Origin of the sequence: Acetobacteroides hydrogenigenes (assembly GCF_004340205.1) — a bacterium.
Classification (GTDB): Bacteria; Bacteroidota; Bacteroidia; order Bacteroidales; family ZOR0009; genus Acetobacteroides; species Acetobacteroides hydrogenigenes.
Window position 1 is genome coordinate 111049 of record NZ_SLWB01000008.1, and the last position, 13786, is coordinate 124834.

Annotated in this window: 10 protein-coding genes; 9 read left to right on the top strand and 1 reads right to left on the bottom strand. The window is 42.1% G+C overall.

The genetic code is table 11. The annotated features are described in order from the left end of the window. Positions 1 to 84 precede the first annotated feature (84 nt). From CLV25_RS09710 to CLV25_RS09745, 8 genes are all read left to right on the top strand, one after another. Entirely contained in the window at positions 85 to 1215 is a 1131-nt protein-coding gene (locus CLV25_RS09710; protein WP_131839454.1) for a hypothetical protein, read from the top strand. An 823-nt stretch (positions 1216 to 2038) separates the two neighbouring features. Further along, the gene (locus CLV25_RS09715) at positions 2039 to 3565 is read left to right on the top strand and encodes a hypothetical protein (protein WP_131839455.1); all 1527 of its coding nucleotides are present in this window, start codon (positions 2039 to 2041) and stop codon (positions 3563 to 3565) included. Positions 3566 to 4517: 952 nt separating this feature from the next. Beyond that, the gene (locus CLV25_RS09720) at positions 4518 to 5258 is read left to right on the top strand and encodes a DUF6261 family protein (protein ID WP_131839456.1); all 741 of its coding nucleotides are present in this window, start codon (positions 4518 to 4520) and stop codon (positions 5256 to 5258) included. Positions 5259 to 6095: 837 nt separating this feature from the next. Then, complete coding sequence (locus CLV25_RS09725; protein WP_131839457.1) at positions 6096 to 7103, top strand: hypothetical protein; 1008 nt, start codon at positions 6096 to 6098, stop codon at positions 7101 to 7103. A gap of 481 nt (positions 7104 to 7584) precedes the next feature. After that, positions 7585 to 8079 carry a CsgE family curli-type amyloid fiber assembly protein gene (locus CLV25_RS09730; protein WP_131839458.1) on the top strand — a complete coding sequence of 165 codons (495 nt, stop codon included), beginning with the start codon at positions 7585 to 7587 and terminating at the stop codon, positions 8077 to 8079. Between the two features lie 11 nt (positions 8080 to 8090). Next, on the top strand, positions 8091 to 8510 hold the full coding sequence (locus CLV25_RS09735) for a curli production assembly/transport component CsgF (protein WP_131839459.1): 420 nt from the start codon (positions 8091 to 8093) through the stop codon (positions 8508 to 8510). A 142-nt stretch (positions 8511 to 8652) separates the two neighbouring features. Next, on the top strand, positions 8653 to 9906 hold the full coding sequence (locus tag CLV25_RS09740; RefSeq protein WP_165877055.1) for a CsgG/HfaB family protein: 1254 nt from the start codon (positions 8653 to 8655) through the stop codon (positions 9904 to 9906). Positions 9907 to 9924: 18 nt separating this feature from the next. Then, positions 9925 to 11445 carry a carboxypeptidase regulatory-like domain-containing protein gene (locus CLV25_RS09745; RefSeq protein WP_131839461.1) on the top strand — a complete coding sequence of 507 codons (1521 nt, stop codon included), beginning with the start codon at positions 9925 to 9927 and terminating at the stop codon, positions 11443 to 11445. A gap of 83 nt (positions 11446 to 11528) precedes the next feature. On the opposite strand, the gene CLV25_RS16000 is transcribed toward CLV25_RS09745, so the two are convergent. Continuing rightward, complete coding sequence (locus tag CLV25_RS16000; protein WP_207895622.1) at positions 11529 to 12608, bottom strand: LuxR C-terminal-related transcriptional regulator; 1080 nt, start codon at positions 12606 to 12608, stop codon at positions 11529 to 11531. 290 nt (positions 12609 to 12898) lie between these two features. On the opposite strand from CLV25_RS16000, the gene CLV25_RS09755 reads away from it, so the two are divergent. Then, positions 12899 to 13774, top strand: coding sequence for a sulfide/dihydroorotate dehydrogenase-like FAD/NAD-binding protein (locus tag CLV25_RS09755; protein ID WP_131839462.1), 876 nt, complete (start codon positions 12899 to 12901; stop codon positions 13772 to 13774). Positions 13775 to 13786: the final 12 nt, after the last annotated feature.

A 13786-nucleotide genomic window follows, 5' to 3' on the forward strand; every position in this document is an offset into this window, starting at 1 on the left:
AATACCTAATTGAATACAATTTCATTTCGGAGATAACTTTGCGCTTGTCAGTAAATTTTATTGTCAAACCAAAACATTTGTATCATGAAAAAGGTCAGTATTATTATTGTGCTTGCAATGCTTGCAATTGGAGTCAGCGCACAGGAATTTCATCATCCACAACCAACCGTAACGGGCAATAGTGCTGTTCTAAATCAAGAAGGTTGGAGGCAATGGGGATTTATCTACCAGTTTGGGGATGGCAACAAAGCAACCATCAACCAAGGCCTTGTAGCAACACCTACAGGTGAAGCTGTAATGAATCATCAAGAGGGCAGTTTTGGCAACACCGCTTTTATTACGCAGATTGGATTTAACAACGAAGGCACCATCAACCAAACGGGACATGGCAACCTAGCCACCCTTTGGCAGCTTAACTGGGGCTGGTACCATGGCAGCCCATATGCTGATATTGTAAACAGCCATCATGGCCCAAAACCAGGTGCTAAAGGCATTATCAACCAAACTGGCAGCCACAACATCACATCGGTTCTTCAGCTAAGCGGTAGCAACCTAACAATTAATCAAGGTGGCGAGCACAACTACATTGGTGGAGCAAGCTACGCAAACTTCTGCGGAAGCTTGCAGCACTACAGCTACCAGCAAAGCTGCTGCCCTAACTTCATGTTCCAACCTCTAATTGTAGGCGAAGGCGAAACCCTAGAGCTTACCCAAACCGGCCAAGGCGAATACTTCTTTGGCATTGGGGTACTTAAAGGTGACCGAACAATTGTTCAAGGAAACAACGGCGGATGGCCTTACAGCAAACATGGACATCACCACTCGAATCTTGACTACAACGCCATTTGGCTGGCACAAGACGGCGGTAACGCCATCCTAACCCAAAATGGCAGGTACAACAAGATTTGGTTAGACATGGACGTACTAAAGGGCACCGACGGACCAACCGTATCTATAACCCAAAACGGCTACAAGAACTACGTTGCTAAGTTCAGTGGCCCATGCGACAACTGCGCTACGGGTCCAGCCGAGTTTAACGGCGATATGATGACCGTAGTCCAAAATGGCGACCACAACAGGCTAAGCGTTGAGAGCGATGGCTACAAGAACATGATTAACGTTACCCAAAACGGATCGTACAACTTTGGCATGATCGTTCAAAAGGGCATTACCTATCAGCACCAGTTTACCAGCTACTGTGGCGGATGCCAATAAGCGCCATCTACCTATAATCCTAACAATACCAATGATGCTAGGATAATGCATTATGCTAACTTCATGCTGACGAGCCCCGGATGAACCGCAACATCCGGGGTATTTTTTTGTCGTTTAGGAACAGAAATACCAGCAACAAAAAAGGCAAGACCTACCCATTTAGCCACAAGAGCACTTCCTTATTTTGTTACAGAACATAACATAATTATAGCTTATTAAAAGCACTTATTAGTAGTTTAAAACATCGATTTGCAATACGCTTACGACACCTAATAAATTACAATTCACACTAAGCAACATCTCAATTATAAATGTTACCATTAACAAACCAACAAACCTGTATAAATTCGCGTATTTTGCTTGAATTTAGCTTGAATTTAAACATCCTACAAGTAGTTATTAAAGATACTACACAAATATACATTTGAAATACCAATAAAGCCACCGAATCCACCAACCTACTTAAACAAATAAAATCACGCTTAAAATTATATAAAGCACAACATAAAAAAACACAAATTCGCACCGCAATCCCACTCGTTGAGGGGATAACCTACTAAAGCGCACATCTGAATATTTGTCCAAAATCAAATTCTTTAACCTACATTTTTTATTTTAAGCCATCAATTATCAAATGACAGTATATTTCACCCAATTGTTATACAACAAACGCTATTTAATCAAAATACAAAGTCAATTTCAAAATGTAATTTAATTTTTAATTAAAGAGTATGGAAACACCTAATTGCGCCTAATTTTAATTCGGAAATACCTTTGCTCTTGTCAGTAATATAATTTATTGTCGAACCAAAAATTTAAGATCATGAAAAGAGCAGGTTTATTGCTAGGATTATTTCTAATTGGTGCTGTAGCATTTGCGCAAAACAACACGGCAATACTTAATCAAAACGCAAACAACCACTACGGTCAGGGCTACATTTTCCAAATCGGGATGCAGAACCATGGAACCGTAAACCAGCTAGGCAGCTGGTATGTATATGGTAAGCTCAACCAATTTGGATGGGGCAACATGGGTACAATCACACAGGCTTTATCCGTAGGAAGCGATGCAACCATCGATCAGATGGGATGGAAAAACAACGCTACAATCACCCAAGCCGCCGATGGATGGGGCTGGTGGTGGTTCATGCCATCTGATGCGCACATTTCTCAATTGGGCATAGCCAACGTGGCCACCATCAACCAAACAATGTCGAATGGCGATGAGGCTATGATTATGCAGCACGGCATGAAAAACACTGCTGCTATCACCCAAACCAAAGACTGGTATGATAATGCTCAAATCACCCAATACGGGAAGTACAACATGGCCACCGTTAACCAAACTAATGGCATGCTAAGTACAGCAATAATCAACCAGGTTCCTTACAGCAAGAACAACGTTGCTACCATTAACCAGCATGGCAACTATGGTGTACTAGGCGAAATAGTTCAATACGGCAAGTACAATGCTGGCACTATTAACCAACACCATTCGTGGTTTAGCACGGCATATGTATTCCAGACCAACCACAAAAACGTTGCTACCATCACCCAAACTATGGCTGATTTATCTAACGCAAGCATCACCCAAACAGGTGGACACAACGCCGGCGAAATCAACCAAACCAACACGTTTGCTAGCAGCGCTGACATCAACCAGCCTGGCTACTTCAACCATGCTACCATCAACCAAACCAACACGGCGTTTTCTAGCGCTACCATCACTCAGCCCGGATGGTTCAACACGGCTATTATAAGTCAAAACAGCAACCACGTACACGCCGACATCCTACAAGGAGGCATGTTCAACCATGCAGATATCTTCCAAGATGGCAAGTACCTATGGGCTAGCATAGATCAGTATGGGATGTTCAATGCGGCAATCATCAAGCAGTATGGAAAGAACCACATAGCCTACATACTACAGGGTGGAGCGTTCAACAAAGCATTCATCACCCAAACTGGTGGCAAGTGGATGGCTAACAAGGCCGACATCTTCCAATACGGATTCTTTAACATGGCCACCATCAACCAAGACGGATGGGGCAACCAAGCTTCGATTACCCAACCCGGATGGTCGTGGTTTGCAGCCGGTATTATTACCCAAGCAGGGCATAAGAACAGGGCTAACGTAATCCAGTACTCCTTTAGCAATGTAAACATCAACCAAGAGGGAAGCCACAACGTGGTTGATCCAGCTACCGTATGGTATAGGAATACGCTAAAAGTTGATCAGGTTGGCAGGTACAACAGGCTAACCGTTGATGGAAGATCGTACAACAGCACCATGATCGTTACCCAACATGGCGTTGGCAACTACGGCTTCATTATGCAACGCGACTTCTAACCATCCTCACTTAGCTGTTCGTAAACAGCTACTACTACAATAATTTCAAGCTGACAACCCCGGATGTACGCGTACTTCATCCGGGGTTTTTCGTATGCCTATACGCCAGCCGTACGCCCCGCAAAGCGCGCAAGAAGCGCAAAGGAGGTTCTGCAGAAGGCCTTCTCTAGCAGTATAGGTAGAGGTAGGGCTGCGGAGCTTGCCGGAAGCTTTAGCTCGATGGAGCTAATCCAAATTCTGGTCAGAAGGCCTCTACTTTTAAAGACCATTCCTTTTTAGAGCTTACTTGGATTCCAGCTTAGATCACACAACAAGCACGGGATTGCTGCACTTATTCATAGCCCTCGCTTAGCCAGAGGGCTATTTGCTTGGCGTCTTCGCCCCTCGCCCCTTTGCAGCAGCATTAGGGCTTGTATACGGCAGCTACCAACAAAAGACCTAGCCAGCAGCGCTTCACGTTGTCCGCAAGAAGCGTTATCGGCACAGGCTACAACCCGCAAACGTTTTTCGTCAAAAACGCCCTCAAATAATTTACGCGGAAGCATTTCTCGCCGAAAACAGCATCATGTAGCTTACGCGAGCATGTTTTTCGTCAAAAATCACCTCAAATAATTTACGCGGGAGCATTTTTGGCCGAAAACAGCCTCAAATAATTTACGCGAGCACATTTTTCACGAAAAACTACCTCAAATAATTTACGCGGGAGCATTCTTCGTCAAAAACGGCCTCAAATAATTTACGCGAGCAGGACTTCTTAAAGGAGACCAGCAGCTGCACAATACCCAAAGGGCTAATCAACCTCCAAACTATGCGATACAGCTTACTGCAACCACTTTATGCCAAAAAAACCAAGCCATGCAGCATTGTTTTATGAATATTTTTTTTGCGTTAGCTGTTGGAATTACCCTGTTTTTTACATTTATTTAACATGTAATAAAAAAAACAAAAACGTATGAAAACAAATTCTGTTTACCTAACCAAGATGCAAGTTGGCGAAGTGTTCAACTTCATTAAGCTGATAATTTTTATCCTTAGCCCGGTTCCCAACCTCAACGCTAGGCTAAAGGAGCTGGTAACGGGCCTTGCAAAGACCATGGCCGACATGGAGGGGGTGATATCGAGCCCAACCTACATCGCCGAAACCAAGAATAAGAAGGCCAAGGATGCAAAGCGCGATAGCGAATACCTCTGCTTTAAGACTTTTATAGAAGCCTTCATTCACAGCTCCAACCCCACCACCTACGAGGCGGCCAACCTCATCTTCAAGGCGCTTAGGGATGCCGGGAACGTACAGAGCATGAAGCTCGACAAGGAAACAACGGCTCTATACGGGCTAAACGACCTATTTACCACCAACGAGCGCTACATAGCGGCCCTGCAAGCGCTTAGCGCCAAGCCAATGTGGGATGCCGTGATGGCCGCTCAGGCCGAGTTCGAAGAGGTGTACCACCTCCTCAGCAACGTAAAGGTTAAGGAATCGGAAGACGTTGCCGCCTACGAGCTGGCAAAGGTAGCCCGCAGGCAAAGCGCTGACATCCTGGAAATGCTCGATGCGCTTAACCTAGTAGATCCGAAACCCGAGTACGACGAGCTAATTGCCAAAATTAACCACGAAATTGACGTTGTAATGCAGCAGCTGCATGCGCGCCAAACGCTGGCAGCCAAGGCAAAAAAGGAGCAAAGCGAGCCTTAAAAAGACTAGAAACGCACACAAAGCAGAGGTAAAGGCCGAACCCATGGGTTCGGCCTTTTTTTTGTCACGGATTTAAGGGATTCCGTAGATTACACGAAAAAACTACTGAACACGTTTAGCAAGCCCTACTAGTGCGTAAAAAGCATCTCCGTGTAATCCTTCAATCCGATATAATCCACGATTCAAACGATGTACGGCTAGCCGCCACTGTCTGGATCACGGATTTGATGGTTTTATCTGATTACACGGGAAAGAATCTATGCGCAACGATTAGCGTAGTCGTTATGCAGAGAACGTCTCCGTGTAATCCTTCAATCCGATCAATCCGGGGTTCTGACGATGTACGGCTTCTTCGGCATTCCCCCACCATCAACAGCTAAAAGCAGCGTTCAAAAGACCCCAAAATCGAAAGGTTACGCTTTACCCCTTCCAATAGCTCAAATAGCCCTAAAAAAAATGCAAGCTTTTACTAAAACCTTACAAAGCATAAAAATCAGGGTTAACGTTTTTACTTAAAAAGTAGGGAATTCCCCCATAGACTTTTAAGGTATCCAAATTTTTAACGGTAAAGTAGCGGCAGTATGCGTTAAGGCTACTACAAGCTCAATAACAAAACAGGAGCTAAACCTTAACGTAACCTGTAAATAGAACTTAAACGAACGCTTAAGAACGTAAAATTAGCTGACCTAAAAGAAAATTAATACCGTGTTATAAAAGAAAATCTAACAAGCGTAAAAGAGTATGGAAAATCCTAATTGAGTCGGCGGAAGGGCGTGGGGTAACTTTGACCTGTCAGTTTGAAAAACTTTTTAAATGTCAAACCAAAAAACTAAAGTCATGAAAAAGTACGCGATTCTTTTAGTACTAGTAGTTATTGCAACAGCTGCAATGGCACAATTCCAAAATGCGACCTTAGGTCAATACGGAAACATGAACGCTGCCAAAATCGAACAAATTGGATTCTTTAACGGAGCTGATGTACTCCAAGTAGGCTTCTACAACGGAGCAAAAGTTGAGCAAAAAGGCGCTTTTGAATTTGCAAAAGTTGAACAATTTGGTTCTCTTAACTACGCTAGCCTTAAGCAAAATGGCATGTTTATATATGGAACCATTGGGCAGTACGGCTTCCACAACCTAGCAAAGGTTAAACAAGCATCTTTCAGCTATGCTAACGTACTACAAGCTGGTAGCTTCAACATTGCAGCAGAAGTTAACAACGTAAAATTCTCCTGCTGGCAGCCTGCCTACGTTAACTGGTGCTTCAACCGTTGCGACCTTACCCTTAAGGGAAGACCATACTACAATTCAATTAATCTTGGCGAAGGTACCTTCTTCACGCTTAAGCAAATTGGCGATGGCAACCGCTTATTCACAGATGGAACACTACATGGAGTACAAACTATTGCTCAACATGGATACTGGAATTTCATCTATCTACAACAAAAGAATGGGGTAAGCGACCTAAGACAAAAGGGTATCGGAAACATGATTTGGCTAAAAATGGGTATAAATGCAGACTATGCAAAGGTTTCTCAGTATGGCTATGCTAACCGTGTTGCCCTCGACCAACAAGACGGAAAATCGTGGATCTACCAACGTGGCGCATTCAACTCTGTTGCCTACTACGGACATGGCATCTGCGACAACTGCCCAACCGAACTTGCAAAATTTGAAGGTGATGATCTAAAGGTTGTTCAAATAGGCGTTAACAACAGATTGAGCCTAAAGAGCGAATCATTCGGAAGCAACGTAACTGTAACCCAATGGGGTAACAGCAACTACGGCACTGTAATTCAAGCAAACTATGGTTCAAACAACAATGGTCCTTGCAACGGTTGCCACTAATCTAATTAAATAACACTACATCATCCATTAATGGTTAGATGAAGTCAAACTGAGCCCTGGCCGTAACAGTACGGCCGGGGTTTCTAAGAGAATAAAGCAGATACCATAATTATATGTATAGCTATAAAACAACCACAAAGGCTTAGGCGGAGTAGTAAAAATATTTTTGCAGCAGAACAAACGGATCTCATATGATCTTTTAAACTAGAAAAATGGACATAGGGATACTGGTGCTTTAAATTTGCAGGAGAAGGCATAATGGCATCTCCGAAAATTATAGAACACCATAGAAGAAGCTAATACTACATCCCCTTAATAGGACTAATCATTGTCTTATTTCAGAATTGAGCCCTGGTTGTAGCGACTACTACCAGGGTTTTTTAGGTTCAAAAGCTATGATTTTGTTAAAACAGAGCTCATTTTAAACCTAATCGTTTAACCTGAGGTTAGTAAAAAGAAACATTTAAAAGACCATTAGCATATGAAGGGTATAGCATTCACGGTATTTCTGTTTCTGTCGGTGTTGAGCACCCCTCTACTTGCTCAAACCGATACTACCAAAAAAGATGCTAAGACACAAGCCATACTCGAAGAGCTAGTAAGTAAAATTGAAAATGGCAAAAAGAACAGTAAAACCTCATTCGAGGAGATAGCCGGAGGGATAGTTCTTGATCAAACAAAAACACGAGCAGGCAAAGACTTCTACGACTTGTTTATCCAAAACCTTGTACTACCCGACAATGTCATGGATTACACCATAGTTATCGACGAAACGCCTGGTCTTGGAACATCAACCATAGTAAAGGTAACGATTAACAATTTCGAGATATTTGGCAACTACCTACAGCCCAAACGCGATTTGATAGAAGAAACAGCCAATGAGGCTGTAGAGCTTGCCGCCGAGTTTATTGTAAACTACAACCAAATACAGCTGGAGTTGAGCAATAAGGAACAAACCGGAACCGGAATATTTTAAATTGACCAGATATGAAAGCACTAAGAGTTGTATTGCTACTTGTTTTTATTTCTTGGACAGGTAGCGCATTGTCCCAACAGCTGACGTTTTCGTTCGTCAATCCTTCTTTTGGAGGAAGCCCTCTAAATGCCAGCTGGCTTATGCAGTCTGCACAAGTTCAATCGGACTATAAGCAAAAAGAAACATCAGCACAAGAGAAATCACAGTCAGATCTTGATGATTTTGCCAGCAATCTCAACAACCAGATCCTCTACTCTCTATCCAACGCCATTATTCAAAAACAATTTGGAACTGAAGGCAAGCTAAAAGAAGGCGTGTATAACATAGGTAAGTACCGCATCAACATCGGCTCTGGAGCCGGAGGCGTTACGGTAACAATCTACGATAATTCTAATGGGAACCAAACTCAAGTAACAGTCCCTAATTACTAACTATCATCGAAAGATAATGCAAACCACAACAAAAATTAGGCTATTAGCAGGAGTTGCTGCCTTAGCATTTATAGCTAGCTGTGCCAACTACACGAGCCAGCCCTATAAGCCTGAGCGTGCTAGGTTAGGGCCCGAAACACCAATGAAAAAAACGCTAACCCAGCTACCTATACCAAAAGAGAAGGTAGTTGCAGCAGTATATAAATTTAGAGACCAAACAGGGCAGTACAAAATGTCGGAATCAGGAGGATCATGGTCTACTGCCGTAACGCAAGGGGCTACAACTATACTTATCCGTGCGTTAGAGCAGTCGGGCTGGTTCATCCCTATCGAGCGAGAAAACATCAACAATCTGCTAAACGAGCGCAAGATAATCCGGTCTAGTAGAGCTCAATTCGAAGGCAAAGAAACAGACCTTCCTCCTCTTTTATTTGCAGGAATCCTGCTAGAAGGCGGCATTATATCCTACGAAACCAACTTGCTTACGGGTGGTTTAGGGGTTCGCTATTTCGGCATTGGGGGTAACACCCAGTATCGAATGGACCGAGTAACCATTTACCTAAGAGCTGTATCCACCTCAAGTGGAGCCGTATTAAAAACGGTTTACACCTCTAAGACTATCTTGTCGCAGGAAATAAAGGCGAACGTTTACCGCTATGTAAGCCTAACTAAGCTGCTAGAAGCAGAAACTGGTTTTACCTACAACGAGCCCTCGGAACTATGTATTACCGAAGCCATAGAAAAGGCTGTACAGTCGCTTGTCATCGAAGGTGTCAAAGAAAAGTACTGGCAACTTCAAAATGCGAAGGATACGCTAAGTTCCCCAATAGTGAACTATGCAAAAGAAAGCTCCATGAATGACGACATAGATGTCTTTGGAAACACAACAGCCAATCCTCAGCAAGTTGCAGGACAGGTCAGTGTTGGAGCATCGTCTGGAGTAGAGCAGTACAACGGAGACTTTGCCTACAGTAACTATCAGCCATTTGCATTCATAAATACAGATATTACTTTGTCGAAGGTTCTTTCTTTTGGACAGAATCTTGGTTACCGCTACTCTTATAAAAAGAACTACTTTTCGCACCAATTCCTCGATGCATCTGTAGACTTAAAGTTCTCTATGTTCCCGTACCATAAAGGAACTCCAATTTTTGTACTAAAGGGTGGAACTTGCATTACAGTCAAATCTAAAGATGTCCGTAGCAACACCAACGTTTACCCCTATATTGGAGCAGAACTGGGCTTTAAGTATCGCCTCAACAAGAACTTCAGCCTTAACCTCACCGGGATGTACAGCTACATGCTTACCGATGAAATAGATGGAATTAAGAATGGAGATATGAACGACAAGTACTGGGGTGCAAAGTTGGGCTTTTTCTACCACATAAATTTTTAACCACTTAAGTAAAAGAACATGAGAACAAAGAACAAGATATTATCAGCAATACTACTGTTATCCTTCGCCGTTGCAGTGGCAATATCATGCGAAAAGGATCCATTTCCAGTAAGCGAATATGGACGCATTACAGGAATCGTTACAGATGGTAAAACACAAACACCGCTAAAAGGAGTAACGGTGTCAACTAACCCTGGGAGTTCTACTGCTGTTACCAACGATAATGGCGAGTATACGCTTAGCAACGTAAAAATAGGAACAGTAACAGTAAACGCTGAAAAGGCCAACTATACAACCTACTCAGCTCAAATTGAAATTCGCAAAAATGTAACTACCACGGCAAACATTTCAATGCAGCAATCTGCCAAAACTATTGGGGCTGTAACCCTAACTGGATCTATCCCCGACAGTAATGCCGTAGACATTAAGCCCAAAATAACCATATCGTGGAAAGTTAAACGCGAAGAACCTCTCGATGCTATATCCTACAAAGTAACGCTTAAGGAGATAGGAAGCAATATCGAAAAGGTATTCAACAACATCTCCGATACCGCCCTTGTAGTACAAGGGCTCAAGTTCTCCACCAAATATGCATGGAAAGTAGCGGCGGTGTACAACAACGCAGTTGTAGACACTAGCACAACTTGGACATTTAAAACAATGACAAGGCCCAACATGTCAGTTTTTTTTTCGAGGAGCTCGTCTAACGGGCTCTATCAAATTATTGCAACCGACCCTGACATGAGCTATGAGGAGGTTGTTACTGAGAAGTACGAAAAAACAGCATTTGCCCCCGTTGCTTACAAGAATCAAAACCTAATACTTTTTACCTCCTACCACGAAAACCTTCCATACGTATTTGGAATTTTTCGAGACGGAACCGGAGTTATGAAAATATCTCCGTTCCCAAACATGTCAGCATACTCTGTTGGCAATGGATACTCATTCTACAACCATGGGAATAGTATCCTTTACACCTACATGGATCGCCTATACGCCATAAATACAGATGGGACCAACAATAGACAAATTGCAACAGCTCCAACAAATCGTCAGTTCACCAATGTAGACTGGTGTCCTGAAACCGGGAAGATTGTGGTTCGCACAGTTGGCCCTATGCCATACGAGTCTGAATTCTACACGATGGATAACGACGGGTCTAACATGCAACTACTTATTGGGGGTGTTACAGGAATGCTTGAATCTCCATCATTCTCTCCAAACGGGAAATATCTAGTATATAGCCAAGATGTTAGCGGAGTCATCGACATTTCGGGTCAAAAAATTCAATCGCACATATTTCTAAAGAATCTAACCGACGACTCTGCACCTGTAGATCTCACATCGAATGGAGAAGGCAACACCTCGAATGGCACCAACGATCTATATCCACGGTTTGCACCCGATAACCGACAAATTATTTTCGTTAATAGACCAAACTTAGGCACTGCAATTGGCGACATATATAAAACTGATATTTATAATGGAGGTAGAACGTCAGTGGTTACTAATGGAACCTTCCCGTTTTGGTCGTTCTAAAGAACCTAGCAATTATGAGACATACAAAAAGGGCAGATTTGAAAAATGACCTCTCAAATCTGCCCTTTTTTATATACAATAGACTACACCTGAACAAATTTATTTTTAATAGCAAATAGCACCAATTCAATAATATTCTTGGATCCTGTTTTTTCCATTAAGCTAGCGCGATATTTTTCTACAGTTTTCTCTGATATACACAACTTATCTGCAATCTGTTTCATAGGCAACCCTAGTATCGACAGTTCCAAAACTTCGAGTTGTCGTTTAGTAAAAATCAATTCGTTAGCGCCACCAACACCTCCTCTATAGCATATCCCATCAGAAGTATATTTTTGTCCCAATAAAAATGAGCCCCGATTCAAAACAGCGTTTTTTAATTCGGGATCGTTTGACATATCGATCAAATTCGGTATGTCTATATTACCCAAAAGACCAGAAACATTAGTTTTTTGAAAGACAATAAGAGCAGAACGCTTTGCAAAAAGCGTGTTTAGCGAAGAAAACACCAAGTTGTATTCCTCATAAGAACCACATCTCTTTACCCGAAGGCTAAGCTCTTCGCGACTTTCGTTACCAGCAAAAATCTTGTAGGAAAGCCGTTGCAAAATAGACCTATCGACTCCCACCACATCCCAAACAAAGCATTTACCATCTATATTAAAAATATTACGAAATGAATTATTCGCATTTACGATATAAAAATCGGTATCGTAAATGACAATAGGAAAAGAAACTTGATCAAAAGATTTTAGGAAAATTCGCTCCGACTCCCTTTTCATCCTAACATACTTTTTCACTCTAACATCTATAATTCTCTGCAGATCACAAAGACGTAGAGGCTTATCAAAGACACCATCAACTCCCATTTCTAAAGCAAACTGTATATTCTCCAGATCGACATCTTCCGATATTACAACAAAAGGAATATCAAAAGTTAGCCAGCTCTCCTTTACTATATTAAAGAAAGCAAATGACTTAAAGCAATTAGGACACGCATGATATATAATAAGGTCAGGCGAACATTCAAATGCCTTTTGAATCCCATCGGTACTTGAATTTGCAGCATAGCAGTCATACCCAAACTGAAGTACGGATTCTTTTAGCGTTGCCAAATAGCTGTCATCTTCGCCTACAATAAGAATAACCTCCTTATCTTTCATACGAACATCATTAAAGAGTGCCTTCCAATCCATTCGTTGGTAATAACCGACATTCTTATGTAATATGCATTTTACTTACAATCGTAATTCTAATATATAAAGGCTTCGACCCCTCAAAAAGTTTCATTTGCCTACTACTTTGTAACCAAATATTTTTGACGTTACTCTCCGTTTTCCTTGTATTTCTAGATACTCAATCAAGGAAGATCGAATTCTCAGGAAAAAGAAAAAGAAATTGATCAGAAAAATTAACTTTGCCAAACCTATATGAATTAACCGACAGGCTAACAATGTTCAGAATAACAAAAAAAACGCTTTTAGCGCCCAACATCTACCTAATGGATGTTTACGCGCCAAGAATCGCAAAAGCGGCAAAACCAGGCCAATTCCTTATAGTAAGAGTACATGAAAAAGGGGAACGTATACCTCTAACCATTTGCGATTACAATGTAGAAGAAGGAACCGTAACCATAGTAACACAAACTGTTGGAGCATCAACCAACCTAATTTGCGCTAAAGAAGAAGGAGATGCATTCCTCGATGTTGTTGGCCCTTTAGGAAGGCCAAGCGAGTTTGTTGAAGAAACCCTAGATGATCTAAAATCAAAGAAAATACTGTTTGTTGCAGGAGGAGTTGGTACGGCTCCAGTATACCCTCAGGTAAAATGGCTACATCAACAAGGAGTTGATGTTGATGTAATTATTGGAGCAAAAAGTAAAGAACACATCATACTTAACGAGCAAATGAGCGCTATAGCCAAAAACGTTTATATTGCAACCGACGATGGCTCGTTAGGGACAAAAGGCCTTGTCACTACTGTTCTTACAGATCTAATCGAAAATAAGGGGAAAGCCTACGACGTTGTTGTGGCTATCGGCCCAATGATTATGATGAAGTTTGTATCGCTCACCACTAAAAAATACAACATCAAAACTATAGTATCGCTAAATACTCTTATGGTTGATGGAACAGGTATGTGCGGAGCATGCCGCGTATCTGTAGGTGAAAAGATCCTATTTACCTGCGTTGATGGACCTGAATTTGACGGACACCTCGTTAATTTCGATGAAGCAATGCGCCGTCAGATTATGTATAAATCGGCAGAAGGACAAAAGTTGCGCAAGCAAGAAAAGGAATCGGACGAAAGCTGCCAATGCGAAAAATAGAGGAATACTAAT

Bases quoted from the DNA above. Each gene is read 5' to 3' on its own strand.
- CLV25_RS09755 (WP_131839462.1), top strand. From the start codon at position 12,899: ATGTTCAGAATAACAAAAAAAACGCTTTTAGCGCCCAACATCTACCTA.
- CLV25_RS09735 (WP_131839459.1), top strand. From the start codon at position 8,091: ATGAAAGCACTAAGAGTTGTATTGCTACTTGTTTTTATTTCTTGGACA.
- CLV25_RS09745 (WP_131839461.1), top strand. From the start codon at position 9,925: ATGAGAACAAAGAACAAGATATTATCAGCAATACTACTGTTATCCTTC.
- CLV25_RS16000 (WP_207895622.1), bottom strand. From the start codon at position 12,608: ATGAAAGATAAGGAGGTTATTCTTATTGTAGGCGAAGATGACAGCTAT.
- CLV25_RS09740 (WP_165877055.1), top strand. From the start codon at position 8,653: ATGAAAAAAACGCTAACCCAGCTACCTATACCAAAAGAGAAGGTAGTT.
- CLV25_RS09720 (WP_131839456.1), top strand. From the start codon at position 4,518: ATGAAAACAAATTCTGTTTACCTAACCAAGATGCAAGTTGGCGAAGTG.
- CLV25_RS09730 (WP_131839458.1), top strand. From the start codon at position 7,585: ATGAAGGGTATAGCATTCACGGTATTTCTGTTTCTGTCGGTGTTGAGC.
- CLV25_RS09715 (WP_131839455.1), top strand. From the start codon at position 2,039: ATGAAAAGAGCAGGTTTATTGCTAGGATTATTTCTAATTGGTGCTGTA.
- CLV25_RS09725 (WP_131839457.1), top strand. From the start codon at position 6,096: ATGAAAAAGTACGCGATTCTTTTAGTACTAGTAGTTATTGCAACAGCT.
- CLV25_RS09710 (WP_131839454.1), top strand. From the start codon at position 85: ATGAAAAAGGTCAGTATTATTATTGTGCTTGCAATGCTTGCAATTGGA.